Source organism: Devosia sp. 67-54 (genome assembly GCF_001899075.1).
GTDB lineage: Bacteria > Pseudomonadota > Alphaproteobacteria > Rhizobiales > Devosiaceae > Devosia_A.
In genome coordinates, this window is sequence record NZ_MKVA01000005.1 from 368732 (window position 1) to 394364 (window position 25633).

Annotated in this window: 22 protein-coding genes; 14 read left to right on the plus strand and 8 right to left on the minus strand. The window is 68.9% G+C overall.

Annotation, left to right across the window (positions count from 1 at the left end):
• Positions 1-80: 80 nt before the first annotated feature.
• From recN to BGO82_RS06830, 3 genes are all read left to right on the plus strand, one after another.
• Positions 81-1751 (plus strand): DNA repair protein RecN, encoded by a 1671-nt coding sequence (recN, locus tag BGO82_RS06820; protein WP_291304810.1) that lies wholly within the window; start codon positions 81-83, stop codon positions 1749-1751.
• Entirely contained in the window at positions 1748-3934 is a 2187-nt protein-coding gene (gene ligA / locus BGO82_RS06825) for an NAD-dependent DNA ligase LigA (protein WP_291304811.1), read from the plus strand. Before recN ends, ligA begins: the two co-directional genes overlap by 4 nt.
• A gap of 237 nt (positions 3935-4171) precedes the next feature.
• Positions 4172-4675, plus strand: a complete 504-nt coding sequence (locus BGO82_RS06830) for a hypothetical protein (protein WP_291304812.1) — start codon at positions 4172-4174, stop codon at positions 4673-4675.
• A gap of 139 nt (positions 4676-4814) precedes the next feature.
• Here the strand turns inward: BGO82_RS06830 and BGO82_RS06835 are convergent, their stop codons facing one another.
• Positions 4815-6644: an aminopeptidase P family protein gene (locus BGO82_RS06835; RefSeq protein ID WP_291304813.1), complete on the minus strand. Its 1830-nt coding sequence runs from the start codon at positions 6642-6644 to the stop codon at positions 4815-4817.
• Positions 6645-6789: 145 nt separating this feature from the next.
• On the opposite strand from BGO82_RS06835, the gene BGO82_RS06840 reads away from it, so the two are divergent.
• Positions 6790-6924 carry a hypothetical protein gene (locus BGO82_RS06840; RefSeq protein ID WP_291304814.1) on the plus strand — a complete coding sequence of 45 codons (135 nt, stop codon included), beginning with the start codon at positions 6790-6792 and terminating at the stop codon, positions 6922-6924.
• Positions 6925-6991: 67 nt separating this feature from the next.
• Here the strand turns inward: BGO82_RS06840 and BGO82_RS06845 are convergent, their stop codons facing one another.
• Positions 6992-7861, minus strand: coding sequence for a 50S ribosomal protein L11 methyltransferase (locus BGO82_RS06845; RefSeq protein WP_291304815.1), 870 nt, complete (start codon positions 7859-7861; stop codon positions 6992-6994).
• Positions 7862-8126: 265 nt separating this feature from the next.
• Here BGO82_RS06845 and BGO82_RS06850 point away from each other — a divergent pair, with 265 nt between their 5' ends.
• From BGO82_RS06850 to BGO82_RS06870, 5 genes are all read left to right on the plus strand, one after another.
• Positions 8127-9896, plus strand: coding sequence for an acetolactate synthase 3 large subunit (locus BGO82_RS06850; protein ID WP_291304816.1), 1770 nt, complete (start codon positions 8127-8129; stop codon positions 9894-9896).
• Positions 9896-10450, plus strand: a complete 555-nt coding sequence (gene ilvN / locus BGO82_RS06855) for an acetolactate synthase small subunit (RefSeq protein WP_291304817.1) — start codon at positions 9896-9898, stop codon at positions 10448-10450. The genes BGO82_RS06850 and ilvN overlap by 1 nt, the downstream gene beginning before the upstream one ends.
• 189 nt (positions 10451-10639) lie before the next feature.
• Positions 10640-11395, plus strand: coding sequence for a pyridoxine 5'-phosphate synthase (locus tag BGO82_RS06860; RefSeq protein WP_291304818.1), 756 nt, complete (start codon positions 10640-10642; stop codon positions 11393-11395).
• Between the two features lie 237 nt (positions 11396-11632).
• Positions 11633-12235, plus strand: coding sequence for an NAD(P)H-dependent oxidoreductase (locus BGO82_RS06865; protein ID WP_291304819.1), 603 nt, complete (start codon positions 11633-11635; stop codon positions 12233-12235).
• A gap of 439 nt (positions 12236-12674) precedes the next feature.
• Positions 12675-14594 carry a potassium transporter Kup gene (locus tag BGO82_RS06870; protein ID WP_291304820.1) on the plus strand — a complete coding sequence of 640 codons (1920 nt, stop codon included), beginning with the start codon at positions 12675-12677 and terminating at the stop codon, positions 14592-14594.
• A gap of 12 nt (positions 14595-14606) precedes the next feature.
• Here the strand turns inward: BGO82_RS06870 and BGO82_RS06875 are convergent, their stop codons facing one another.
• The 3 genes from BGO82_RS06875 to BGO82_RS06885 form a co-directional block, all read right to left on the minus strand.
• On the minus strand, positions 14607-15041 hold the full coding sequence (locus tag BGO82_RS06875; RefSeq protein WP_291304821.1) for a hypothetical protein: 435 nt from the start codon (positions 15039-15041) through the stop codon (positions 14607-14609).
• A 94-nt stretch (positions 15042-15135) separates the two neighbouring features.
• A complete protein-coding gene (locus BGO82_RS06880) occupies positions 15136-15816 on the minus strand; it encodes a hypothetical protein (protein WP_291304822.1) in 681 nt (226 codons plus the stop codon).
• A gap of 141 nt (positions 15817-15957) precedes the next feature.
• Positions 15958-17082, minus strand: a complete 1125-nt coding sequence (locus tag BGO82_RS06885; protein ID WP_291304823.1) for an NADH:flavin oxidoreductase/NADH oxidase — start codon at positions 17080-17082, stop codon at positions 15958-15960.
• 159 nt (positions 17083-17241) lie between these two features.
• Here BGO82_RS06885 and BGO82_RS06890 point away from each other — a divergent pair, with 159 nt between their 5' ends.
• Positions 17242-18564 (plus strand): PQQ-dependent sugar dehydrogenase, encoded by a 1323-nt coding sequence (locus BGO82_RS06890; protein WP_291304824.1) that lies wholly within the window; start codon positions 17242-17244, stop codon positions 18562-18564.
• A 200-nt stretch (positions 18565-18764) separates the two neighbouring features.
• On the opposite strand, the gene BGO82_RS06895 is transcribed toward BGO82_RS06890, so the two are convergent.
• Genes BGO82_RS06895 through BGO82_RS06905 form a run of 3 tightly spaced genes read right to left on the minus strand, consistent with a single transcriptional unit; the run spans position 18765 to position 20107 of the window.
• Positions 18765-19226 carry a VOC family protein gene (locus BGO82_RS06895; protein ID WP_291304825.1) on the minus strand — a complete coding sequence of 154 codons (462 nt, stop codon included), beginning with the start codon at positions 19224-19226 and terminating at the stop codon, positions 18765-18767.
• 28 nt (positions 19227-19254) lie between these two features.
• Positions 19255-19737 (minus strand): SRPBCC domain-containing protein, encoded by a 483-nt coding sequence (locus tag BGO82_RS06900; RefSeq protein WP_291304826.1) that lies wholly within the window; start codon positions 19735-19737, stop codon positions 19255-19257.
• On the minus strand, positions 19730-20107 hold the full coding sequence (locus BGO82_RS06905; RefSeq protein WP_291304827.1) for a metalloregulator ArsR/SmtB family transcription factor: 378 nt from the start codon (positions 20105-20107) through the stop codon (positions 19730-19732). The genes BGO82_RS06900 and BGO82_RS06905 overlap by 8 nt, the downstream gene beginning before the upstream one ends.
• Positions 20108-20229: 122 nt before the next feature.
• On the opposite strand from BGO82_RS06905, the gene BGO82_RS06910 reads away from it, so the two are divergent.
• The 4 genes from BGO82_RS06910 to BGO82_RS06925 are packed head-to-tail and all read left to right on the plus strand — an operon-like array spanning position 20230 to position 25613.
• Complete coding sequence (locus BGO82_RS06910) at positions 20230-21492, plus strand: DUF763 domain-containing protein (protein ID WP_291304828.1); 1263 nt, start codon at positions 20230-20232, stop codon at positions 21490-21492.
• A 50-nt stretch (positions 21493-21542) separates the two neighbouring features.
• Positions 21543-22475, plus strand: a complete 933-nt coding sequence (locus BGO82_RS06915) for an aminoglycoside phosphotransferase family protein (RefSeq protein WP_291304829.1) — start codon at positions 21543-21545, stop codon at positions 22473-22475.
• A gap of 10 nt (positions 22476-22485) precedes the next feature.
• On the plus strand, positions 22486-24504 hold the full coding sequence (locus BGO82_RS06920) for an FUSC family protein (protein WP_291304830.1): 2019 nt from the start codon (positions 22486-22488) through the stop codon (positions 24502-24504).
• Entirely contained in the window at positions 24501-25613 is a 1113-nt protein-coding gene (locus tag BGO82_RS06925) for an NAD(P)-binding domain-containing protein (protein WP_291304831.1), read from the plus strand. The genes BGO82_RS06920 and BGO82_RS06925 overlap by 4 nt, the downstream gene beginning before the upstream one ends.
• The last annotated feature ends 20 nt before the right edge of the window (positions 25614-25633 follow it).

Sequence of the window (25633 nt, forward strand, 5' to 3'; positions counted from 1 at the left end):
GTGACAAGGGCGAGCGCGGGGTGGATTTTCCCCGCGTTTGTTGCTAGTTTGTTCACATCCCGCCAGAGGTGGATGTCGACGTGCTCAGCGCGCTTTCGGTACGCAACATCGTGCTCATCGACCAGCTCGATATCGCGCTGGATCGGGGCCTCACCACGCTCACCGGCGAGACCGGCGCCGGCAAGTCCATCCTGCTCGATGCGCTGGCGCTGGCGCTGGGCGGCCGCGGCGATGCCTCGCTGGTGCGCAACGGCGCCGAGAGCGGGCAGGTCGTGGCGGTGCTGCAACTGCCCGACAATCATCCGGCGCGCGTCACGCTGCGCGACAGCGAGATCGCCGACGATGCCGATCTGATCCTGCGGCGGGTGCAATATGCCGATGGCCGCACCCGCGCCTTCATCAACGACCAGCCGGTGGGCGCCGGGCTGATGCAGGCCATCGGCCGGCAATTGGTGGAAATCCACGGCCAGCACGACGACCGGGCGCTGGTCGATGCGGCGACGCACCGGGCGCTGCTCGATGCCTTCGGCGGGCTCGAAACGGAGGCCGAGGCGACCCGCCTCGCGCATGCGGCGCTGGCCGCGGCCGAAACGCGGGTCGGTGCGCAGCGGGCGCTGATCGCCGAGGCGGCGGCACGCGAGGACTATGCCCGGCACGTGGTCGAGGAACTGGCGGAGCTGGCGCCCGAGACAGGCGAGGAGGAGGGGCTCGCCGACAAGCGCCAGCGGCTGATGCAGCTCGAAAAGGCGCATGACGAAATCCGCGACGCCGACGAGATCCTGAGCGGCCCCAACGCTCCGGCGCCGGCGCTCAGCGGCCTGATGCGGCGGCTGATGCGCAAGGCCGACAGCGGGCAGGGGGTGTTCCAGCCGCTGATCGAGGCGCTCGACCACAGCCTCGACGCGCTCGATGCCACCGCCGAGGCGGTCGAGGGGCTGAAGCGCGAAATGGCGTTCGATCCGGCCGAGCTCGAGCAGGTGGAGAGCCGGCTGTTCGCGCTGCGCGCCGCGGCGCGAAAGCACCACGTCGTCGTCGACGAACTGCCCGAGGTGCTGGCGAAATACCGGGCCGAGCTCGCGGCGCTGCAGAGCGGCGAGGCGACGCTGGGCAAGCTCGAGGCCGATGTCGAGGTGGCGCGCGAGGCCTACCGCAAGGCGGCGCGCAAGCTCAGCGCCGGCCGCGCCAGGGCGGCGAAGGCGCTGAGCAAGGCGGTCGAGGCGGAGCTGCCCGACCTCAAGCTCGGCGCGGCGAAATTCATCGTCGACCAGCAGGTGGACGAGACGCGGGTGGTGTCCACCGGCTTCGACCAGGTGGCGTTCCACGTGCGGACCAATCCGGGCACGCTGCCGGGGCCGCTGCTGAAGGTGGCGTCGGGCGGCGAGCTCAGCCGGTTCCTCTTGGCGCTCAAGGTGGTGCTGGCCGATCGCGGCTCCGCCCCGGTGCTGATCTTCGACGAGATCGACACCGGCGTCGGCGGCGCGGTGGCCGATGCCATCGGGCGGCGGCTGAAGCGGCTCTCGGGCAAGGTGCAGGTGCTGACGGTGACGCATGCGCCGCAGGTCGCGGCGCGGGCCGACACGCACCTGTTCATCGAGAAGCAGTCGATCGCCGCCGGCGCGTTCGTGCGCACCGAGGTCAGGCCGCTCGACGGGCCGACGCGCAAGGAAGAGATCGCGCGCATGCTGGCCGGCGCCCGCATCACCGAGGAGGCTCGCGCCGCCGCCGGCAAGCTGCTATCGGACGTGGCATGAGCACCGCCAATAGCGAAGTCGAGGGGCTGTCGGAGGACGAGGCGCGGGCCGAGCTCGCGCGCCTGCAGAAGCTTCTCGCCGATGCCGACATCGCCTATCACCAGAACGATGCTCCAACCATCACCGACGCCGCCTACGACGCGCTGAAGCTGCGCTACCAGGCGATCGAATCGGCGTTCCCGGAGCTGAGGCGGCCCGACAGCCTCACCGGCAAGGTGGGCGCGGCGCCGGCCGAGGGGTTTGCCAAGGTGCGGCACGAGGTGCCGATGCTCAGCCTCGCCAAGGCCTATACCGACCAGGACGTGGTCGATTTCGCCGAGCGGGCGAAGCGCTTCTTCGAGCGCGACAAGGACCTGACGTTCAGCTTCACCGCCGAGCCCAAGATCGACGGCCTGTCGGCGTCGCTGCGCTACGAGCACGGCGAGCTGGTGCGCGGCGCGACGCGCGGCGACGGCACGGTGGGCGAGGACATCACCGAGAACCTCAGGACCATCGCCGACATCCCGCACAGGCTCAAGGGCAGGGGCTGGCCCGACATCATCGAAATTCGCGGCGAGGTGTACATGACCTATGCCGAGTTCGAGGCGCTGAAGGCGCGTTCGGCGGCGGTCGGCGGGCAGGACTACGTCAATCCGCGCAACACCGCCGCCGGCTCGCTGCGCCAGAAGGACCCGGGCGTTACCGCCAGCCGCAACCTCAAATTCTTCGCCTATGCCTGGGGCTTTGCCAGCGAGGACCCGGCGCCGACGCAATACGACGCGGTGCAGAAACTCAAGGATTGGGGCTTCAAGGTCAATCCGCTGATGGTGCGCGCCGCCTCGGTCGAGGAGCTCTTGGCGCAGTACCGCAAGATCGAAGAACAGCGTTCTTCGCTGGGCTACGACATCGACGGCGTCGTCTACAAGATCGACCGGCTCGATTTGCAGCGGCGCTGGGGCATGGGCTCGGGCGAGCCGCGCTGGGCCATCGCCCACAAATTCCCGGCCGAGCAGGCGTCGACCACGCTCAGGCAGATCGACATCCAGGTCGGGCGCACCGGCACGCTGGCGCCGGTCGGCCGGCTCGACCCGGTGACGGTAGGTGGGGTGACGGTCGAGAACGTCACGCTGCACAACGAAGACTACATCAAGGGCGTCGACAGCTTCGGCGAGCCGATCCGCGACGGCGTCGACATCCGCATCGGCGACACGGTGGTGATCCAGCGCGCCGGCGATGTCATCCCGCAGGTGGTGCGCGTGCTGCTCGACAAGCGGCCGAAATCCGCCAAACCCTACGTGTTCCCCGAAACCTGCCCGGTCTGCGGCTCGCCCGCGATCCGCGAGGTCAACGAGAAGACCGGCAAGGAAGACGCGCGCCGCCGCTGCACCGGCGAGCTGATCTGCCCGGCGCAGGCGGTGGAGCAGCTCAAGCATTTCGTGGCGCGCGGCGCCATGGACATCGAGGGGCTGGGCACCGAGCAGATCGAGCTGTTCTTCGCCGAGGGCCTGGTCAGGACCTCCGCCGACATCTTCCGGCTGCACAATCGCCGCGCCGAGGTCGAGGCGGCCATCCACAAGCGCCGCGAGGAGCAGGCGCGGCTGCGCGAGGAGCAGAGCGGCACGCGGCGCAAGAAGGTGCTGTCGGCCGAGGAGCGCACCTATGAGGGCCTCGACAAGCTGTTCGCCAACATCGAGGCGCGCCGCGCCCCCGAGCTCGACCGCTTCATCTTCGCGCTCGGCATCCGGCATATCGGCGAGACCACGGCGGCGCTGCTGGCCAAGACCTTCACCAGCATCGGCAACTTTCGCGCGGCGGGCACCGGCGCGGTCGAGTTCCCCTCGATCCACGGCATCGGCGAGACGGTGCAGAAGGCGCTGACCTCGTTCTTCGCCAATGCGCGCAACGTCGCCGTGCTCGACGACCTGCTCTCGTATGTGACGCCGAGGGACTATGTGCTCGCCGTCTCCGCCGACAGCGAGGTGGTGGGCAAGACCGTGGTGTTCACCGGCAGCCTCGAGAAGATGACGCGCGGCGAGGCCAAGGCGATGGCCGAGCGGCTGGGCGCCAAGGTGGCCGGCAGCGTCTCGTCCAAGACCGACATCGTCGTCGCCGGCCCCGGCGCCGGCAGCAAGCTCAAGCAGGCGCAGGAGCTCGGCATCCTGGTGCTCGACGAAGACCAGTGGCTGGAGCTGGCGAAGCGGTAGAGGGGGCACCGGAGCGATCGAAACCGGTGGCCGCTGCCCCCAAGGGCCCGACTGCACCATCAGGCTCGCGGTTCCATCGCCCCCCTCCCCCTTGCGGGGAGGGGCCGGGGGTGGGGGCCACGACCACTGGGTCCGGTCTGCGGCCTATTGCGACCCTTACCGCAGCGTAATGTCGCCGCCGCGTTTCTGCCGCACGCCGACACTAGTGCTGCCCCGATCGACACGGGGGGACGACCCATGCGGGCATTGCTTATCGGCCTCGTGCTGGCGCTGATCGCGGCGCCGGCGCTGGCCTTCGACGATCCCAAGGCGCTGGTCACGGCGATCTATGCGCCCTACCAGACGCCGGGGCAGGCGGCGCAGCAGGATCCGGCGCAATATTACAGCGAGCGGCTGCGCGGTCTGGTGTCGGGCCACGCCGCCAAGGCCGCCGCCGACCTGCTCAGCAGTTCCAACGTCGGCACCGATACCGGCGACGTCGCCCCGGTGCTGGGGTTCAACCCGTTCATCAACGGCCAGCAGTCGCTGCTGATGGATCTGAGCATCGGCGAGCCCGTGGTGGTCAGCGACAAGGCCATGGTCACGGTGAGCTTCCACAATTTCGACCGCTCGACGCTCCTGGCGCTGTCGCTGGTCAAGACCGCCGGCGGCTGGGCCGTCGACGACGTCGCCTCGCTCGGCCAGGGCGAACACTGGCTCTACAGCTGGCTGCTGCAATACGACCCCTTCGGCGTGGATTAGTGCCCGGGCGAGCGCTCCATCCACATCGTCATTCCCGCGAAGGCGGGAATCCAGGCGGAGTCCTCGGACGTCCGTGAACCCGGTCTGGATTCCCGCCTTCGCGGGAATGACGATGTGACGAGGTCGAAATCCGGCCCCCTCAAATCGCCCGCGTCGCCTCCTTCAGCCAGGCCTTCACGTCGCCCTTCAGCGACGGGCCGATCTCGCGCCAGACGCGCTTGTGGTAGGCGTTGAGCCAGTCGCGTTCGTGCGGCAGCAGCAGCGTGTCGTCGATCAGCCGCAGATCGATGGGGCAGAGGGTCAGCGTTTCGAGCTCGAGGAACTTGCCGTCGCCCACCGCGCTCTCCACCACCAGAACGAGGTTCTCGATGCGGATGCCGTAGCCGCCGGCCTTGTAGTAGCCGGGCTCGTTGGAGATGATCTGGCCCGGCTCGAGCGGCTGCGGGTAGCGCGTCGAAAAGCCGATCGGGCCCTCGTGCACGCCGAGGAAGGCGCCGACGCCGTGGCCGGTGCCGTGGTTGTAGGCGATGCCGTCCTGCCACAGGAACTGCCGCGCCAGCACGTCGAGCTGCGCGCCGGACGTGCCGCGCGGAAAGCGCTGCATCGACAGCGCGATCATGCCCTTGAGCACGCGGGTGAAGCGGTCCTTGTGCTCGGCGCTGGCCTTGCCGGTGAACAGCGTGCGGGTGATGTCGGTGGTGCCGCTCAGATATTGCGCGCCGGAATCGAGCAGCATCAGCTCGCCGGGCCTGAGCGTGCGGTTGGAACGCTCGTCGACGCTGTAGTGCACGATGGCGCCGTTCGGCCCGGCGCCCGAGATGGTGTCGAAGCTGGCGTCGACGCAGCTCGGCTCCTCGCGGCGGAAATCTTCCAGCGCCTCGACGATGCCGATCTCGGTCAGCCTGCCCCTGGGCGCCTCGGCGTCGAACCAGGCGAGGAATTTCGCCAGCGCGATGCCGTCGAGCTTGTGCGCCTCCTTCATGCCGCCGATCTCGGCGTCGTTCTTGCGGCTCTTGGGCAGCAGCACCGGGTCGCGCTTTTCGATCAGCACCGCGTCCGAGACGCCCTTGATCGCCGACACCACCGCCAGCGGCGCCGTCGCCGGGTCGAGCCAGACGCGCTTGTCGGCGGCGCCGAGCTTGCGCAGTTCCGCCATCAGCGTCGCCTTGTCGGCCACCCGGGCGATGCCGCTCAGGCCCTTCCTGAGCTCGGGCGTGATCTTGGCCTTGTCGACGAACAGCGTCGGCTGGCCCTTTTGCGGCACCAGCGCGAAGCCCAGCACCACCGGCACGTTGGGCACGTCGCGGCCGCGCATGTTGAACAGCCAGTTGATGGATTCGGGCAGGGTCAGCACCACCACGTCGGCCCTCTCCTCGGCCAGCGTGCGGCGAAGCTCGGCGAGCTTGTCCTGCGCGGTGCGGCCGGCGCGGTTGTGGCCGAGGAATTCGACCGGCGTCACCGGCGGCGGCGGCCGGTCGTCCCAGATGCGGTCGACCAGATTGGCGCTGGGCACCAGCGTCGCCTTGCCCGCGAGCCTGTCGCCGAGGTCCTTGATCTCGCCGGGTGTGTGCAGCCACGGATCGAAGCCGAGCTTGCCGCCCCTGGGCACGAAATCGGCGATGCGCGGGTCGGTGCCGACCTGGGCGCTTTCGAGCACCGTCACCAGTTTCGTGTCGGTCTCGAGCGGCGCCTGCAGGGTGTAGCGGGAATCGACGAACAGCCCGGCCTTCTTCGGCCCGACCACGGCGAGGCCGGCGGAGCCGGTGAAGCTCGTCACATAGGCCAGCCGCGCCTCGCCTGCCGGCACCGATTCGCCGCGATGGGCGTCGGCCCGCGGCACGAGGAAGCCGTCGAGCCCGGCGGCGGCGATGGCGGCGCGCAGCGCCTTGAGGCGCGCGGCGACGGTCGTCGGGCTGGTCAGCGGGGCGAAAGTCTGGAAGCGGGCAGGGGCGAAATCAGGGTTCGGCATGGTTCATCTGCTGTTAAGCCGGGTTGCGGCATTGGCATGGCTGGGTTGCCGGACGCCGCCTTCTCGGGCGGCGGCAGGGCGACTATCTACACATCGACCGCAGAAAGCGGCCAGATTCTCGACTCCGAACAGAAACACGACTGAAATGACCACGAGCAGACCCGATTTTCGCAGAGCCCTGGACGGTATCGTTGGCGCGCGCACCCGCGAAGCCACCCGCCAGCTCGAGCGCCGCAACGAGCATTTGCTGCTCGGAGCGCTGACCAAGCGGCCGAACTAATTCCTCCACGTCCCATGCAGACGTCGCCAGATCCCCGGACCAGCTCCGGGGATTTTGCTTTTGAGACTTATGGTTTCTCAAGGATCAACGTCGCCCAGTCGCCGCGCTCGAGCTTGCGGCGCAGCACGATGCCCTGGCTGGCATAGACCGTGACGATCCGCGCCGCCTGCGCCCGCAGCAGCCCCGAAAGGATGATGGTGGCGCGCTTCGCCGCGGCGCGGGCGATGGCCGGCGCGATCGCCGCCAGGGGGCCCGCGAGGATGTTGGCGACGATCAGGTCGTAGGGCCCGGAGCGGGCGATCACCGGATGCGCGAGGCCGGCCGCGGTCACCGCCTCGATCAATGGTCCGACGCCGTTGTCGCGGGCGTTCTGCAGCGTCGTTCTGGTGGCCACCGGATCGATGTCGCTGGCCAGCACGTGCAGATGCGTGCGCTTGGCGAGCGCGATGGCGAGCACGCCGGTGCCGGTGCCCACATCGAGCATCTTGCGCAACGGCCGGCGCTTCAGCGTCATGGTGATCGCTTCGAGGCAGCCGGTGGTGGTCTCGTGATGGCCGGTGCCGAAGGCTTCCGCCGCATCGATGCGGATGGGGATGGTGCCGGGCGGCGGCACCGCGTCCTCGTGGCTGCCATAGATATAGAAGCCGCCGGCCTCGACCGGCTGCAGCCCCTCGAGCGATTTCGCCACCCAGTTCACCTCGGGGTCGATCGGGGCGATGGCGAAATCCACCTCGCCGCCCAGCGTGGCGCGTGCCAAATCCTCGAAGGCGTAGAGGTCGGGCAGCATTTCGGTGGTGGCCTCGAACACCCATTCGCCGGTGTCGGCATCCTCGTGCGCCGAGGCGGTGAGGGCGAGGTCGTCGCGCTCCATCACGGCGTCGACCAGCGCATAGGCCTGCTCGCGGCTCAACGGGGCGGAAATCTGGCTGAGGCTCATGGCGGTTTGTTGCCGGGGCCGGGGCGGTTGTCAATTCTCGCCGCGGCGACAACAGGGTTGACAGCTTTCGCCGGCGGGGCGTAGCTTCCCCGCACTTTTCCTGGGAGCAGCTCGTGCGGAGCATTCTCGTAGTGGTGGGGCGCATCGGTCACGTGGGGTAGGTCCCCGCGGGAATAGGCTGATGCGCGCAGACAGGTCCCGAATGGGGCCTTTTTTATTGCCCGAAATTCCCGGGCGTTGGGTTTGGTGAGGAAGGACTGGAAACATGCCCCAGCAGATGACGGGCGCCGAAATGGTGGTGGAGGCGCTGAAGGACCAGGGGGTCACCGATATCTTCGGCTATCCGGGCGGCGCCGTGCTGCCGATGTACGACGCGATCTTCCAGCAGGACAAGGTGCGGCACATCCTCGTCCGGCACGAGCAGGGCGCGACGCACATGGCCGAGGGCTATGCCCGCTCGACCGGCAAGGTCGGCGTGGTGCTGGTCACCTCCGGCCCGGGCGCGACCAACGCCGTCACCGGCCTCACCGACGCCTTGATGGATTCGATCCCGATCGTCTGCCTCACCGGGCAGGTGGCGACGCCGCTGATCGGCTCGGACGCCTTCCAGGAATGCGACACCGTCGGCATCACCCGCTCCTGCACCAAGCACAATTACCTGGTGAAGAACGTCGCCGACCTGCCGCGCATCCTGCACGAGGCGTTCTACATCGCGCGCTCCGGCCGGCCCGGCCCGGTGCTGATCGACATCCCCAAGGATGTGCAGTTCGCCATGGGCACCTATTACGGCCCGACCGAGATCGAGGCGACGCGGCACAAGAGCTACCGGCCACAGCTCGAGGGCGACATTCGGCTGATCGAGGCGGCGGTCGACATGATGCTGCGCGCCGAACGGCCGGTGTTCTACACCGGCGGCGGCGTCATCAATGCCGGGCCGGAGGCGAGCCAGCACCTGCGCGAGCTGGCCGAGCTCACCGGCTTTCCGGTCACCTCGACGCTGATGGGGCTGGGCGCTTTCCCGGGCTCGTCGCCGCAATGGCTGGGCATGCTGGGCATGCACGGCAGCTACCAGGCCAACATGGCGATGCACGATTGCGACCTGATGATCAATCTGGGGGCGCGGTTCGACGACCGCATCACCGGCCGCATCGATGCGTTCTCGCCGCAGAGCCGCAAGATCCACGTCGACATCGATCCGAGCTCGATCAACAAGAACATCGTCATCGATCTGCCGATCGTCGGCGATGTCGGGCACGTGCTCAAGGAAATGGTGCGCATCTGGCGCAGCAAGACCAACCAGCCGCGCACCGAGGCGCTGGCGCCGTGGTGGGCCGAGATCGAGACCTGGCGGGCGAAGAACTCGTTCGGCTTCGCCAATTCGAGCAGCGTGATCAAGCCGCAATACGCCATCCAGCGCCTGTACGAGGCGACGAAGGGCCGCGACGTCTACGTCACCACCGAAGTCGGCCAGCACCAGATGTGGGCGGCGCAGCATTTCCCGTTCGACTTGCCCAACCGCTGGATGACCTCGGGCGGCCTCGGCACCATGGGCTACGGCCTGCCGGCCGCCATCGGCGTGCAGGTGGCGCATCCCGAGGCGCTGGTCATCGACATCGCCGGCGAGGCCAGCGTGCAGATGACCATGCAGGAGATGTCGACCGCGGTGCAGTACGGGCTGCCGGTCAAGATCTTCATCCTCAACAACGAGCGCATGGGCATGGTGCGGCAGTGGCAGGAGCTGCTGCATGGCGGCCGCTACGCCCACTCCTATTCGGAATCGCTGCCCGATTTCGTCAAGCTGGCCGAAGCCTATGGCGGGCACGGCATCAAATGCGACAACCCCGCCGACCTCGATGCCGCGATCAGGGAGATGATCGACAGCCCCAAGCCCGTGCTGTTCGACTGCCTCGTCGAAAAGCACGAGAACTGCCTGCCCATGATCCCCTCGGGCAAGCCGCACAACGAAATGATCCTGCCCGATTTCGCGGGCGACGTCGGCGCCGTGATCGACGCCAAGGGACGGGAGCTGGTCTGATGAACGCACTGCTGCAACCGACCGGGTCGGTCTATTCGCTGGTCCCCGAGACGCAGACGCCGGAGCGGCACACGCTGAGCGTGCTGGTCGACAACGAGCCGGGCATCCTCGCCCGCATCGTCGGCCTGTTCGCGGCGCGCGGCTTCAACATCGACAGCCTCACCGTCTCCGAGACCGAGCACGAGAAGGGGCTGAGCCGCATCACCGTGGTCACGGTGGCCACGCCGAAGGTGCTGCAGCAGATCAAGCTGCAGCTCGAGCGGCTGGTGCCGGTGCACCGCGTGCACGACCTCACCGACGAGGGCAAGTCGCTCGAGCGCGAGCTGGCGCTGGTCAAGGTCGCGAGCAGCGGCGAGCCGCGCGCCGAGGCGCTCCGTCTCGCCGACGCCTACCGCGCCCAGATCGTCGATGCGACCACCGAAAGCTTCGTGTTCGAGATCACCGGCAAGCCATCCAAGATCGACTCGTTCATCGCCATCATGGTGCCGCTCGGGCTGGTCGAAGTGGTCCGCACCGGCCTCGCCGCCATCGCCCGCGGCCCGGAGGGAATGTAGCGCACGCCGCCCCTGGGGGAGGGGAGCCCGACTGAAGCCTTGCGAATGCGGTTCCATCGCCCCCCTCCCCCCTGCGGGGAGGGGACGGGGGTGGGGGCCGCAACCACCGGACTCCGTGCCGGACTCTATCTATCGCGCCGCGCCATCACGGGGGTGTTGGCCGTTCGCGGCTTCGTGTAAGCAGCCGCCATGGCCAAGCTCTCCGTCAATCTCAATGCCGTCGCGCAACTGCGCAACCGCCGCAACCTGCCGTGGCCGAGCGTGCCCGAAATGGCGCGCCTGTCGCTGGGCGCGGGGGCAGGGGGCATCACCGTGCATCCGCGGCCGGACGAGCGGCACATCCGGCGCACCGACGTGTTCGAGCTCAACGACCTGCTGCGCGACGAATGGCCGGACCGCGAGCTCAACATCGAGGGCTATCCCACCGAGGCCTTCCTCAAGCTGTGCGAGGTGGTGCGGCCCGACCAGGTGACGCTGGTGCCGGACGATCCGGACCAGGCCACGTCCGACCATGGCTGGGACCTGGCGACGCACGCGGCGATGCTGGCCGAAATCACCGAGCGCCTGCAGAACGGGGCGATGCGGGTATCGCTGTTCATCGACGCCGATCCGGCCATGCCGGCGCTGGCCGCCGAGATCGGCGCCGACCGCGTCGAGCTCTACACCGGCCCCTATGGCGACCCCAGGGGCGACACCGCCGCCGAGCTGGCGAGGCTCAGGGCCACCGCCGAGGCCTGCCGCAAGGCCGGGCTCAGGGCGGCGCGCGGCGGCGCCGGGCTCGGCGTCAATGCCGGGCACGATCTGACGCTCGACAACCTGCCGGCGCTGCTGGCGGCGATTCCCGACCTCGACGAGTGCTCGATCGGCCATGCGCTCACGGCCGACGCCCTGAAATTCGGGTTTGCCGAGACGGTGCGGAAATACATCCAGGCGCTGACTGTTTAGCAAACGCGAACAATTCGACACCCAACAGTGACCGATCGCGGTGGAACCGAGCTCGGCCGCCGCACGTCTCCCGGCTATGCCGCCTGCGACCTATGCGCACAAGAATGTAACTGAGCGACAGCGGTTTAACGCAGTTACGGCGATGTCGGCGCGTGACCGAAGCGTGCCTGCTTGCAGGATGGCGCCGCAGGCACATATCAAGCGTCAGTTACACTTTGTTACTGGAGAGCAGAAAGAATGAGCAAACCCAAGATTGCCGTGATCCTCGGCAGCATCCGCCCGAATCGCAAGGGCGCGGAGGTCGCGACCTGGGTGGTCGAGCAGGCCCGGGCCTATGGCGCGTTCGACGTCGAGCTGGTCGACCTCAAGGACTATCCGCTGCCGCTGTTCGACGCTCCCGCCTCGGATTTCTGGATGCCGACCACCAACGAGATCGCCGCCAAATGGCAGGCCAAGCTCAACGAATTCGACGGCTTCATCATCGTCACCGCCGAGTACAACCGCTCGGTGCCGGGTGCGCTCAAGAACGCCATCGACTGGGCCTACAAGCCGTTCATCAAGAAGGCCGTGGCCTATGTCAGCTACGGCTCGGTGGGCGGCGCGCGCGCCGTCGAGCACCTGCGCAACATCATGGTCGAGGTGCAGGCGGTGTCCGTCCGGCACGGGCTGCACATCGGCGGCGCCGATTTCGGCGCGGTCTATATGGGCCACAAGACCTGGGCCGAGGTGCTGCCCAACCAGGTGCCCTACACCAAGGATCTGTTCGACAATCTGCTGTGGTGGACCAACGCCACCAGGGCGGCGCGCCAGCAGGACGAGCAGGCCGCCAAGGCCGCCTGACGGCTCCCCTCTCCCCGCCGGGGAGAGGGTGCCTCGCGCAGCGAGGCGGGTGAGGGCCTGCCGTTGCAGCGATTCGCCGGGTCGAAAGTCTCGCTCGGGGCTTTTCTCCTTCTCCCCCCGAACGCGAAGGGCGGTGCCGCAAGGCGCCGCCCTTTCTTCTGACGGGACCGGAAGCCAGGGCGGCGCGCACGGCCCTCACCCGGCGCTACGCGCCACCCTCTCCCCCTTGGGGAGAGGGGAGCTCGACTGAACCGCCAGCGCCTCCTCCCCTCTCCCCTCCGGGGAGAGGGTGCCTCGCGGCAGCGAGGCGGGTGAGGGCCTGCCGATCCCGGCGCGTTCGAGGGAACTGCACCTGCCGTCGCCCGTTACGCACGGGTTGAATGCGTCTTCCCATGGGTGTATGCACCCGCCCGCCTCATAAAGGGGCTATGAAGGCTCTATGACGCAGACGAACGCGACCGGCGCTCCACTCGCCGGCACCGTTGCGACCACTTCGGCCGGCCACGCTGACAAACATCTGCCCGCTCTCGTTCTGGGCGCACTGGGCGTCGTCTATGGCGACATCGGCACCAGCCCGATCTATGCGTTCCGTCAGGCGTTCGCCGACCGCGGCACGCCGGGCGACCTCAGCACCGACGTCCTCGGCCTGCTGTCGCTGATCATCTGGGCGCTGACCATCACGGTCTCGGTCAAATACGTGTTCTTCGTCACCCGCGCCGACAACAAGGGCGAGGGCGGCACGCTGGCGCTGATGTCGCTGGTGCGCTCGACGCTGCAGCACCATGGCGGCTGGATCGTCGCGGTCGGCGTGGTCGGTGCGGCGCTGTTTTTCGGCGACGCTATCATCACCCCGGCGATCTCGGTGCTGTCGGCCGTCGAAGGCCTCGAAGTGGTGCAGCCCTCGCTCGCCACCTGGGTGGTGCCGATCACCGTGGTGGTGATCCTCTTTTTGTTCGTGCTGCAGCGCTTCGGCACGGCGCGCGTCAGCGTGCTGTTCGGGCCGGTGATGGTGGTGTGGTTCCTGACGCTGGGCATCTCCGGCCTCATCCACGTCGCCGGCAATCCCTCGGTGCTGTGGGCGATCAATCCGGCCAACGGCATCCTGTTCCTGGTGCGGCATGGCGACACCGCCTTCGTCGTGGTCGGCGCCATCTTCCTCGCCGTCACCGGCGCCGAGGCGCTCTATGCCGATCTCGGCCATTTCGGCCGCAAGCCGATCGTCATCGCCTGGTTCGGGCTGGTGTTCCCGGCGCTGCTGCTCAACTATTTCGGGCAGGGGGCGTACCTGATCCAGAACGGCGTCGGCGCTGCCGGCAATCCGTTCTTCACCATGCAGCCGGCGTGGTTCCAGCTGCCCTTCGTGATCCTCACCACGGCGGCCACGGTGATCGCCAGCCAGGCGGTGATCTCGGGCATGTTCAGCCTCGCGCAGCAGGCGACGGCGCTCAATTTCCTGCCGCGCCTCACGGTGCTGCATACCTCCGAGACGCAGAGCGGGCAGATCTACGTGCCGCAGATCAACGGCATCCTCTACATCCTGGTGACGGTCCTGGTGATCGCCTTCGGCAGCTCGGCGGCGCTGTCGGCCGCCTACGGCATCGCCGTCAGCGGCGTCATGCTGGGCACCGCCTCGCTGCTCGCCATGGTGATGTGGCGCAAGTGGAAATGGCACCCCGCGGCGGTGGTCGTGGTGATGACGCCGTTCCTCATCGTCGACCTCAGCTTCTTCGTCTCCAACGCCTTCAAGATCCTCGACGGCGGCTGGGTGCCGGTGCTGGTCGCGGGCGTCGCCGCGGCGATCATGACCATCTGGATCCAGGGCCGGAAGCGGCTCAGCGAGAAGACCCGCCGCGACGAGGTGCCGCTCGAATTCCTGCTCGAGAACCTCGCCAAGAAGAAGCCCACCATCGTGCCGGGCACGGCGGTGTTCCTCACCTCCGACATCACCGGCGCGCCGACGGCGCTGCTGCACAGCCTCAAGCACTACAAGGTGCTGCACGAGCACAACGTCATCCTGACCATCCAGACCGCCGAGACGCCGCGCGTGCCCGACGACGAGAAGGTCAAGATCGAGGCGTACAACGATCTGTTCTACCGCGTCATCGTGACCTTCGGCTTCATCGAGACGCCGAACATTCCCAAGGCGCTGGCGCTGGCGCGCAAGCTCGGCTGGAAGTTCGACATCATGTCGACCTCCTTCTTCCTCAGCCGCCGCTCGCTGAAGCCGTCGACGCGCGGCCTGCCGGTGTGGCTCGACCGCATCTTCATCGCGCTCGCCAAGAACGCCACCGACGCCACCGAATATTTCCACATCCCCACCGGCCGCGTGGTGGAGATCGGCACGCAGGTGCTGCTGTAGCGGATCGGCGGATCAGCCCTTGGGCATGTCCGGGCAGACCGAGGGCACCGGCGCGGGCGTGTAATGCTCCTCGACGTCGCCGCCCTTGAGCTTCAGCGACAGCACCAGCTCGTCGGCGGTGAGGGTCACGATGTCGGCCTTGATGTCCATGCCGTCCTCGTTCCAGGTGAGGCTCTTGGCGTCGGTCATCTGCCAGGGCGACAGCCGGTGCGTCTCCCAGCAGGAATCCTGCACCAGCGTGCCGTCGGAGAGGAAGATCTTGATGACGCCGGGCAGGGCGGCGTCGTCGCCGGCCTTCACCCAGACGCGGTTGGTGAGATCGCCCGGCTCGTCCTTGGTGTCCGTCGCCTGCTCCGACGAGGTCTCGTCGGCCCAGGCCTGATGCGGCACCGCGGCGCCGACGCCCCACAGCGTCAGCAGCGTCAACAGGGCGGCTTTGCTGGTCATGGCGTCTCTCCCGGCTCGAACGTCAACCGCACGTGGGGAGCCCCGCGCGCGGTTGCAAGTGTCTGCGGCCAAACACGGCGAAAATGCGGGCGGCTCACGCTTTAGGGCGATAGCTTGCGAAGAAGTAAGAATTGCCGGCCTCGACATAGCTCGAGGCCACGTCGGAGAAGCGGATCTCCACCGCGCCGCGACGCTCCAGCGTCACCGGCCTGGCGTTCTCGGGCAGCATCGGCTTGCCGTCGACATAGACGTTGGCGAGATCGACATTCACCGCGCCGGCGCCGTCATTGTTGAGGCTGAGGAGGAAGAAGGACGGGTCGAAATCGACCTGCATCGAATCTTCGGCCTGCACCGCCTTGATGACCTCGCCGATCGGCTTCAGCATCCTGAAGCTCAGCCGCGTGCTGCCGTCCCTGGGCGCCGCCTCGATGACGAAGAGGTTGGGGCCCGGCACGGCCTTTCCCGCCGGCACGATCTGCACGGCGGTTTCGACCTCGGCGAGCTGCGTGCCCTGGCCGTGCTGGTCCTTGGAGATGCACTGCGCCTTGCCGCTCACCGGCGCCAGCGCCCGCAGCTTTTCGACCAGCGCGGCGAGGCCCTTCTTGCAATCGTCTTCGCCGCCCTGCGGGATGCGCAGCAGCGCCGGCACCGACACGGCTTCGCCCTTGTCGAGCGCGCTCTGCACGTCGGCGAGATAGACGGTGGATGCAACCTCCGGCGCGCAGGCGGCCAGCAGCGGCAGCGCGAGCAGCGCGGCGAATGGCTTGAATGTCATGTGGAGCTCCCAGGCGAATGATCGCCGCGCACATGGCACCGCCAATCTGAACGCAGGATGAGCGCCGGCGGGCAACCACCGGCGCGTGGCCCGGCGTCGTTCTCGCCCCGCCGATGCAGAAGGTCTCGCCCGCCCGCGGCGCTACCCCTGCCGCAGCCCCAGCAGCTTGTCCTTGCCGCGGATGCGGTCGCGGGCCTGCTTGGGCCACAGCTCGTACTGGGCGCCGTCGAGCACGTGGTGGGCGTGGATGGCCCAGTTGGGGTCCTCCAGCGCGCCGCGGGCGAACGCCACCATGTCGGCCTCGCCGCGCTCGAGGATGTTTTCGGCGTCGCGCGGATCGTCGATCAGGCCCACGGCGATGGTGGTGGCGCCGGTGCGCCTGATCGCCTCGGCCAGCGGCACCTGGTAGAGCGGCGCCGGCGTCATGCCGTAGGCGCCGACGCCGCCCGACGAGACGTGGATGACGTCGACGCCGAGCGCCGTGAGCTCGCCGACCAGCACGATGGAATCGTCGAGGTCCCAGCCGCCTTCGGCCGCGTCGGTGGCCGAGATGCGCATGAACAGCGGCTTGCCTGCCGGCCAGGCGGCACGCACGGCGCGTGCCACCTCGAGCGCGAAGCGCATGCGGTTGTCGCGGCTGCCGCCATAGGCGTCGGTGCGGTGGTTGGCGATGGGCGACAGGAACTGGTTGATCAGATAGCCATGCGCGCCGTGGATCTCGACCGTGTCGAAGCCGGCCGCGTCGGCGCGGCGTGCCGCGGCGGCGAAGGCCTCGACGGTGGCGGCGATGTCGGCGAGCGTCATCTCGCGCGGCGTGGTGTAGCCGGGCGCGCTGGTCGGCTGCAGGATCGGGCTCGGCGCGATCGGCGTCCACGATTCGAAGGCGAGCTCGGCCTTTTCCGCCTCGGTCTCGTTGAAGTCGCGGCGCCACGGGACCGGCGTCGAGGCCTTGCGCCCGGCATGGGCGAGCTGGATGCCGGCGGCCGCGCCCTCCTGGTGCAGGAAATCGACGATGCGTTTGAGCGCCCCGACCTGCTCGTCGGTCCACAGCCCCAGATCGCCATAGGAGATGCGGCCTTCCGGCGTCACGCCGGTGGCTTCGAGGATCACCAGGCCGAAGCCGCCCAGCGCGAAGCGGCCGAGATGGACCAGGTGCCAGTCATTGGCGACGCCGTGCCGGGCGGAGTACTGGCACATCGGCGCGACGACGGCACGGTTGCGCAGCGTCAGCTCGCGCAGGGTGAGGGGAGAAAACAGGAGGGACATCAATCTGCTGGGGATCGTGGAGGAAGGCGGCCAGTGTGGCGTATAAGCATTTCATCGGCAAGAGACGATGAACCCGGCGGCCCGGCTCACGGACGCGTGTTCGGCGGCCGCGACACCACGGGCGCCCAGCGGCGTTGCTGACAGAACGGAGGATTTTTCATGCGCATGTTCCCGCTGGCCGCCCTCGCCCTGGCCCTGCTGTCGGCTCCGGCCCTGGCGCAGGGTACGGTGCTGACCGGCAAGGCGGCCTTCGGCGGCTGGACGCATGACGCGCCCGGCACCACGCGGCACCTGACCGCCGGCGACCTCGAGCCGCCCTTCGTCAGCCCCAGCGCCTCCAACACGGCGCAGCCGGTGCCGATGCCCGAGGGACAATTGCCCAGGGTGCCGGACGGCTACGCCGTGACGCTGGTGGCCAAGGGCATCGACAACCCGCGCGCCATCCGCTTTGCGCCCAATGGCGACCTGTTCATCGCCAATTCCGACGACGGCCAGGTGCTGGTGCTCAAGGGCGGGCAGGCGGGCACGCCGCAGACCTTCATCGACGGCCTCAAGCAGCCCTACGGACTCGCGTTCTATCCGGCCGAGAGGCCCGAATGGATCTACATCGCCGAGAGCGACGGGCTGCGGCGCTATCCGTACAAGGACGGCGACATGCAGGTCACGGGCAAGGGCGAGCCGATCATCACCGGCATCGATCCCGGCCACCACTGGACGCGCGACGTGGTGTTTTCGGCCGACGGCAAGACGCTCTATTATTCGGTCGGCTCGGGCAGCAATGTCGGCGACGGCACCATGGGCAGGACCCCCAAAGGCGGCCTCGATGCGTGGATCGCCGGCCATCCGCTCGGCGCCGCCTGGGGCGAGGAGGAGCGCCGCGCCGCCGTGCTCGCCACCGATCCCGACGGCGGCAACGAGCGCTATTTCGCCACCGGCCTGCGCAACTGCGCCGGCATGACGCTGCAGCCGGCCACCGGCCGGCCGTGGTGCGTGGTCAACGAACGCGACGCGCTCGGCGACAACGTTCCGTTCGACTACGCCACGGCGCTCACCGAAGGCGCCTTCTACGGCTGGCCGTGGTTCTATATCGGCGACCATCCCGACCCGCGCTGGAGCGCGACGCCGCGCGACGACCTCGAGGGCAAGGTCACCGTGCCCGACGTGCTGTTCCAGGCGCATTCGGCGCCGCTCAACATCGCCTTCGAGACCGGCGACGGGCTCGGCCCGGAGGTGAAGGGCGATGCCTTCGTGGCGCTGCACGGCTCGTGGAACCGCGGCACCCGCACCGGCTACAAGATCGTGCGGCTGGAAATGGACAAGGCCGGCAGGCCCACCGGCAGCTACACCGATTTCGTCACCGGCTTCGTGCTCAGCGCCGACGACGTCTGGGGCCGCCCGGTGGGCGTCGCTTTCGACAAGGCGGGCGACCTCTATTTCTCCGAAGACGGCAGCGGCACCATCTGGAAAGTGAGCAAGCAGTAAGGCGTCTCGCGCTTTGGTGCCTGCGACCCCCACCCCCGGCCCCTCCCCGCAAGGGGGAGGGGTGCGATAGAACTGCATTCTCTCATTCAGGCCCCTCCCCACAAAAGGGGGAGGGGAGCAATGGCCCCGCAATCCCAGGCGCCTCAGTCAGGCCCCCCTCCCCCTTGCGGGGAGGGGGCAGAGTTCGCCGAGCATTCAAGCTACTTCCCGGCGTACGCCGTCTCCAGCTCGGCGATCACCAGCTTCTTCATCTGCATCATCGCCGTCATGGCGCGCTGCCGGCCGGCGGCGTCGGGGCCGTTGAGGGTGCGCTCGATCGCCGCCATCGGCGCGATCTGCCAGCTCACGCCGTACCTGTCCTTCACCCAGCCGCACATGGATTCGGCGCCGCCCTCGGCGGTCAGCGTCGTCCAGTAATAGTCGATCTCGGCCTGGTCCTTGCAGTCGATGTAGAACGAGATGGCCTCGGAGAATTTGAAGTCGGGCCCGCCATTGAGCAGGGTGAAAGTGGTGCCGAGGATATCGACGTTGGCAGTCAGCATGCGGCCGTCGGGATAGTGGCTCCTGCCGGTCACCTTGCCCTTGAAGACACGGGCGTAATAGTCGGCGGCCTCGGTGATGCGGTCGTCGAACCACAGGCAGGGGGTGATCTTCTGCGACATGATCGTTCTCCGTGTGTGAGGTGTCGTTCTAGTGATGCTGTTCGGCGGCAAGCAGCGTGTCGAGCCGCTTGAAGCCGATCTCCATCCCGGTTGCCATCGGCGAGGCCGCTGCCGCGGCGCGGGCTTCGGGCGAAGCATAGGTGACGGTGGTCACCGCAGTGGTGACGCCATCGGTCTCGGTGAAGACGATGGAGTTGGTGGTCTCCCCGCCGGTCCAGTTGTCGTCGTAGGTTTCGGTCTGCTCGATGCGCTCGGGCGCGACGATGGCGGTGTAGATGCCCTGGCTCACCAGCTCGTAGCCGTCGGGCGCACGCTGGCCGAGCCGCCATTTGCCGCCGACGCGGAAGTCGATCTCGCACACATGCGTGGTCCAGTCGGGCATGCCGTACCAGCGGCGCAGCAGCTCGGGCCTGGAGTAGCAGAGGAACACCAGGTCGCGCGGCGCATCGAAGCTGCGGGTGACGACGATCTGGCGGTCGCCGGGCGTGGTGATGGTGAGCGGCTCAGGCATTGCTGTCGTCCTTCCTGTTGCGGGGGGTGTCGGTGTTGACGGGGGTCTGCAGCTCGGCGAGCAGAGCATCGAGCCGGCCGTAGCTCGTCTCCCAGAACGTCCGGTATGTCTCGAGCCAGTCGACGGCCTGCTTCATCGGCGCCGCCTCGATCCTGACCGGGCGGCGGGTGCCGGCGGTCGAACGGCTGACGAGGCCGGCGCGTTCCAGGATCTTCAGGTGCTTGCTGATCGCCGGCTGGCTGATCTCGAACGGCGCCGCCAGTTCGTTGACCGAGGCCTCGCCCTGCATCAGCCGCACCAGGATGGCGCGCCGCGTCGGATCGGCGAGGGCGATGAAGGTGGCGTCGAGCTGTTCGGAGGGACTAGGCATCTACATAACCTAAACGTTATAGAATGGTATGGTTATGCATTGCTGTGAGTCTGGAGTCAATCGGGTTTCTTTGTTTCCGGTTTGTTCTGTGCTACGAACCCGCGATAACCTGGGAGAGTGTCATGGCTCAACGCGGCGGCAGCGCCGACCTTCCGCTCCATGGCGGCCGCGTTCCGGAGTGGCTCGCCGGCCGCATGGCCAGGCTCGGCGCCATCATCGCCGAGGCGATCACGGCCGAATACGGCCGCGACGAATTTCTGAGCCGGCTCGCTAACCCCTTCTGGTTCCAGAGCTTTGGCGCGGTGATGGGGATGGACTGGCACTCGTCGGGCATCACCACCTCGGTCATCGGCGCGCTGAAGCGCGGCCTCAAGCCGCTCGAATCCGAGCTCGGCCTCCACGTCTGCGGCGGCCGCGGCCGGCATTCGCGCAAAACACCACAGGAGCTGGTGGAGATCGGTGGTCGCGTCGGCTTCGACGGCGCCGCTCTGGCCGCGGCCAGCCGTCTCGTCGCCAAGGTCGACAGCGCCGCCGTGCAGGACGGCTTCGAGCTCTATCTGCACGGTTTCATCGTCGCCGACGACGGCAAATGGGTGGTGGTGCAGCAGGGCATGAAGGACGAAACCTCCACCGCCCGCCGCTACCACTGGCAGAGCGAAGGCCTCAAAAGCTTTGTCGAACAACCACATGCGGCGATCGAGGGAGTCGGGCAGGGGACCATCGTCAACCTCACCGACCGGCGCGCCGACCGGGCGCGCTCCGCTTCCGTCGACCTCCTCGGCAGCCTCGGTCCGGACGGCATCGTGCGCGAAATCGGCCGCCTCGAGGGCCGCCCGCCCGAGGAGGAGGTCGAGCCGCTGCTGCCGCACCTCGTGATGCCCGCCCACCACGACGTGCGCCCCAAGGACGTGCTGCTCCGCCGCCTGCATGCCTCGCTCGGTGCCGCCGCCGACAATGCGCCGCGCGATTTCGCCGATCTGCTGCTGGTGCCGGGCGTCGGCGCCCGCACCGTGCGCTCGCTGGCGATGGTGGCGGAGGTGATCCACGGCGCGCCGCACCGCTTCTCCGACCCGGCGCGGTTTTCGATGAGCAAGGGCGGCAAGGATGGCGCGCCGTTCCCGGTGCCGCTCAAGGTCTATGACGAGACCATCAAGGTGCTAAAATACGCGGTGGTGAAGGCCCGGCTCGGCGCCAGCGAGGAGCTGGGTGCCATCAAGCGTCTCGACGCGCAGGCGCGGGCGGTGGAGGGCAAGGTCTCTGGACCGTCGTTCTATGGCTATGTCGACGAAGAATGGCGGCGCAGCAAGGAGTATGGTGGGCGCACGGTGATGGACGATGCGCGCGACAAGGGCCTGCCGCTGCCGAAATGGGCGAAGGCCGGTTGACCGGCGCGGCGTTTCGGGGTCGATTGCGCGTCCTTTGATCCGGGGACGCGATGCGCGAAGACAAGCTCAAAGCCGGCAAGTTCGACGTCGACGTGCCGCTGGTCGAGCGGCTGGTGGCCGCACAGTTTCCGCAGTGGGCCGGCCTGCCGGTGCGGCCGGTCGAGCACGACGGCTGGGACAACTGGACCTTCCACCTGGGCGACCGCATGAAGGTGCGGCTGCCCAGCGCCGCGGGCTACGCCGAGCAGGCCGAGAAGGAGGCGCACTGGCTGCCGAAGCTGGCGCGGCATCTGCCGCTGCCGATCCCGGCGCCGCTCGCGCTCGGCCAGCCCGGGGAGGGCTTTCCCTGGTGCTGGTCGGTCAGCGGCTGGCTGCAGGGAGACCCGGCGACCCGCGAGCGCGTGGACGACCCCGTGCAGTTCGGCTGGGACCTCGCGAAATTCCTCACGGCGCTGCAGCGCATCGACGCCACCGGCGGCCCGCCGCCCGGCCCGCATAATTATTTCCGTGGCGCCGACCCGATGCAGGCTTATGGCGCCGAGGCGCGGCAGTCGGTCGACGCGCTGGCCGGCCGCATCGACGTGCCGGCGGCGCACGCCGTGCTCGATGCCGCCGTCGCCGCGCCGTTTGCGGGGCCGCCGGTGTGGCTCCACGGCGATATCGCCATCGGCAATCTGCTGGTCGAGCACGGGCGGCTCGGCGGGGTCATCGATTTCGGCTGCTGCGCGGTGGGCGATCCGGCCTGCGACCTGGTGATCGCCTGGGTGTTCCTCGACGGCCCCGGGCGCGACGCCTTCCGCCTGTCGGTGCCCGCCGACGAGGCGATGTGGGCGCGCGCCCGCGCCTGGGCGCTGTGGAAGGCGGCGCTGATGCTGGCCCGGGACCTCGTGGTCAACCCGAACGAAACGCCGCCGCGGGCGGTGATCGAGGCCGTCATCGCCGAGCATCGCGCGGGGGTGTCGCCGGCACCGGACGCAGCGTAAGCTTCCGCCGATGACTGCACTGGCCGAGCAACCGACATCCCCAGCGGCAGCGTGGCTGCGCCCGCTCCGCCGGCTGCGCGACCGGCTCGGCGCCTCCGATCCGGCATTTTCGCGGCTGCGCCTCGCCTCGCGGGCGCTGCTGGCTTTGGCGCTCAACGTCGCGCTGCTGCTCGGCCTCGCGCAGCTGCATGCGCTGCCGTTTACCGCCTACGGCCTCGCCTTCGTGCTGTCGTTCAACGGCTCGCTGGCGGTGCGCGACAAGGGGGCCCGGGCGCAGGCGGTCACGCGGGCCTATGCCGGGCTCGGCGCCTGCGCGGCGGTGACCGTTGCGAGCCTGCTCGCGCCGTGGCCGCTGGTCGGCGACCTCGCCTTCCTCGCGGTGATCTTCGCCGCCGTCTATGTCCGCCGCTTCGGGCCGCGCTGGACTGCGGTCGGCATGATCGGGGTGATGGCGTATTTCATGGGCAATTACACGCGGCCGGTGCCTGCCGACCTGCCCTGGCTGGCCCTCGCCATCGCGCTGGCCCTCGCGGTCACGCATCTGGTGACCAATGTGCTGCTGCGCGACGAGCCGCGCGGCGATTTCGTCCGCGCGCTGGCGAGCCTCGACCAGCGGGTCGCGGCCATCCTGCGCGAACTGCTGACGGCGCCGCAGATCGAGCGGCCGAAGCTGCAGGCGCAGCTCAACCGGCTGCGCGACATCGTGATGATGGCCGAGGGCCTGATCCCGCAGGGCGACGAAGGCGGCCTCGCGGCGCGCGGCCCGGCCTCCGAGCTCGCCATTGCGCTGTTCGACGTGCAATTGGCGACCGAGCGGCTGGTGCGCTCGAGCTATGTGGAGCGCCCCCCCGCGGCGCTGCTCGGGGCGATGCTCGAGGGTCGGCCGCTGCCCGAAAACGAGAGCGTCGTGGCGCATCTGCTGCTGCGTCTCGGGCGGGCGCGGGCGCAGATCGACGCGGCGCTCAGCGCCACGCCATCGCCGTTCTCGGCCGCGGGGCCGGCGCCGAGCGCCGCCAAATCGATCGTGGTCGACCATTGGTGGCAGCGGCCGGAGCTGCATACGGCGGTGCAGGTGACGCTCGCCTGTGCCATCGCCATGGCGCTCGGGCTCGCCACCTCGCCCAGCCGCTGGTACTGGGCGGTGATCACCGCCTTCATTGTGTTCAACAACACCAAGTCGCGCGCCGACACGGCGCAGCGCGCCTTGCAGCGCTCGCTGGGCACCATGGCCGGGCTCGTCGGCGGCACCATCATCGCCACGCTGCTGCATGGCCAGCCGGTGGCCACCGCGGCGCTGATGCCGGTCGCGTTCTTCCTCGCCTTCTACTATCTGCAGGTAAGCTACAGCGTGATGATCTTCTTCATCACCATCGCGCTGGCGCTGCTCTACGGCCTCACCGGCAGCTTCACGCCCGAGCTGCTGCTGCTTCGTCTCGAGGAGACAGTGATCGGCGCGGCGGCAGGCACGCTGGTGGCGTTCCTGATCTTTCCGGCCCGCACCGCCACCGGCATCGGCGCCGCGCTCGACAAATACCTCAAGGCGCTGGCCGATCTGGTCGAGGCGGCGCGCGGCCGGGCGATGGGCGAGGCCGAGCCGCTGCACCTGCTGGCGCGCTCGCGGCTGCTCGACCGCGCCTACACCGACCTCGCCGCGGCGGTGCGGCCGATCGGCGGCCCGTGGGCGGCGGTGACGCGCTTCGGCGAGGTGCGGGCGCGGTTGCTGCTGCTCAGCGGCATCGTGCACTGGGCGCGGGTGCTGGCGCGCAGCCTGCCGTCCGGCGTGGTGCTGGCGCCGGCGCAGCAGCAGCGCATCGTTGAAACGGCCGCCGAGGTCACGGCGCGCATCGGCGCGGCGACGGCGATCGAGGCGCATTATTTCGACCGCCCGGACGAGCAACAGGCCGAGGCGCTGAAGCCGCGGCCGCCGGTGCCGATCTCCGACGAGGCCGATCCGGCGCTGGTGCTCGAGATCATCGCCGCGCTGCTGCGGCGCGCCACGCCCGCGGTGCCACCGGAAAACTCACCGTGAGCGCGGTGCAGGTCGCCATCAAGACCGAGATCGCGGTCATCGGCGCCGGCCAGGCCGGGCTGAGCTCGGCCTACCATTTGCGGCAGCGCGGCCTCCAGCCCGGCCGTGGCTTCGTCGTGCTCGACCAGAATCCGGTTCCAGGTGGGGCCTGGCAGCATCGCTGGCCGTCGCTGACGCTGAGCACGGTCAACCGCATCCACGATTTGCCGGGGCTGGGGTTCGCCGAGGCGGTGCCCGACGCCGGCGACAGCGTCGAGGCGGCGGTGGCGGTGCCGCGCTATTTCGCCGAATACGAGCGGCGCTTCGCGCTGCCGGTCTATCGTCCGGTGACGGTGAAGGTGGTGTGCGAGCGCGCCGGCCGCTTCCGCATCGAGACCGATCGCGAGACGTTCTCGGCCCGCGGCCTCATCAACGCCACGGGCACCTGGGAATCGCCGTTCATCCCCGACTATCCCGGGCGCACGCTGTTCCGCGGCCGCCAGCTCCACACGCATGACTATCGCACCGCCGAGGCGTTTCGCGGCCAGCATGTGCTGATCGTCGGCGGCGGCATCTCGGCGATCCAGCTGCTCGACGAAATCTCGCAGGTGACACGCACCAGTTGGGTGACGCGCACGCCGCCGCGCTGGCGCCAGGGGCCGTTCGACCAGGAGGCGGGGCGGGCGGCGGTGCGGCGCGTCGAGGAGCGGGTGCGCGCCGGCCTGCCGCCCAATTCGGTGGTGTCGGTCACCGGACTGCCGGTCAACGAGCGGGTCGAGGCGATGCGCGCCCGCGGCGTGCTGGTGCGGCAGCCGATGTTCAGCGAGATCACCGAGACCGGCGTGCGCTGGGCCGATGGCCGCACGCTCGCCGTCGACGTCATCCTCTGGTGCACCGGTTTCCGGTCCTCGCTCGACCATCTGGCGCCGCTGCTGCTGCGCGAGCCGGGCGGCGGCATTACCATGACCGGCCGGCTCGCGACCGAGGTCGCGAAGGATCCGCGCGTGCATCTCGTCGGCTACGGGCCGTCGGCCTCGACCATCGGCGCCAACCGCGCGGGCGCCGCGGCGGCGAGCGAGCTGATGGCGACGCTCGGGCTCACGCGCGGCGACGTTGCCGCTGGCCGCTAGGCGGCTGAATCGCTAAGACT

Bases quoted from the DNA above. Each gene is read 5' to 3' on its own strand.
- ligA (WP_291304811.1), top strand. From the start codon at position 1,748: ATGAGCACCGCCAATAGCGAAGTCGAGGGGCTGTCGGAGGACGAGGCG.
- BGO82_RS06830 (WP_291304812.1), top strand. From the start codon at position 4,172: ATGCGGGCATTGCTTATCGGCCTCGTGCTGGCGCTGATCGCGGCGCCG.
- BGO82_RS06835 (WP_291304813.1), bottom strand. From the start codon at position 6,644: ATGCCGAACCCTGATTTCGCCCCTGCCCGCTTCCAGACTTTCGCCCCG.
- BGO82_RS06840 (WP_291304814.1), top strand. From the start codon at position 6,790: ATGACCACGAGCAGACCCGATTTTCGCAGAGCCCTGGACGGTATCGTT.
- BGO82_RS06845 (WP_291304815.1), bottom strand. From the start codon at position 7,861: ATGAGCCTCAGCCAGATTTCCGCCCCGTTGAGCCGCGAGCAGGCCTAT.
- BGO82_RS06850 (WP_291304816.1), top strand. From the start codon at position 8,127: ATGCCCCAGCAGATGACGGGCGCCGAAATGGTGGTGGAGGCGCTGAAG.
- ilvN (WP_291304817.1), top strand. From the start codon at position 9,896: ATGAACGCACTGCTGCAACCGACCGGGTCGGTCTATTCGCTGGTCCCC.
- BGO82_RS06860 (WP_291304818.1), top strand. From the start codon at position 10,640: ATGGCCAAGCTCTCCGTCAATCTCAATGCCGTCGCGCAACTGCGCAAC.
- BGO82_RS06865 (WP_291304819.1), top strand. From the start codon at position 11,633: ATGAGCAAACCCAAGATTGCCGTGATCCTCGGCAGCATCCGCCCGAAT.
- BGO82_RS06870 (WP_291304820.1), top strand. From the start codon at position 12,675: ATGACGCAGACGAACGCGACCGGCGCTCCACTCGCCGGCACCGTTGCG.
- BGO82_RS06875 (WP_291304821.1), bottom strand. From the start codon at position 15,041: ATGACCAGCAAAGCCGCCCTGTTGACGCTGCTGACGCTGTGGGGCGTC.
- BGO82_RS06880 (WP_291304822.1), bottom strand. From the start codon at position 15,816: ATGACATTCAAGCCATTCGCCGCGCTGCTCGCGCTGCCGCTGCTGGCC.
- BGO82_RS06885 (WP_291304823.1), bottom strand. From the start codon at position 17,082: ATGTCCCTCCTGTTTTCTCCCCTCACCCTGCGCGAGCTGACGCTGCGC.
- BGO82_RS06890 (WP_291304824.1), top strand. From the start codon at position 17,242: ATGCGCATGTTCCCGCTGGCCGCCCTCGCCCTGGCCCTGCTGTCGGCT.
- BGO82_RS06895 (WP_291304825.1), bottom strand. From the start codon at position 19,226: ATGTCGCAGAAGATCACCCCCTGCCTGTGGTTCGACGACCGCATCACC.
- BGO82_RS06900 (WP_291304826.1), bottom strand. From the start codon at position 19,737: ATGCCTGAGCCGCTCACCATCACCACGCCCGGCGACCGCCAGATCGTC.
- BGO82_RS06905 (WP_291304827.1), bottom strand. From the start codon at position 20,107: ATGCCTAGTCCCTCCGAACAGCTCGACGCCACCTTCATCGCCCTCGCC.
- BGO82_RS06910 (WP_291304828.1), top strand. From the start codon at position 20,230: ATGGCTCAACGCGGCGGCAGCGCCGACCTTCCGCTCCATGGCGGCCGC.
- BGO82_RS06915 (WP_291304829.1), top strand. From the start codon at position 21,543: ATGCGCGAAGACAAGCTCAAAGCCGGCAAGTTCGACGTCGACGTGCCG.
- BGO82_RS06920 (WP_291304830.1), top strand. From the start codon at position 22,486: ATGACTGCACTGGCCGAGCAACCGACATCCCCAGCGGCAGCGTGGCTG.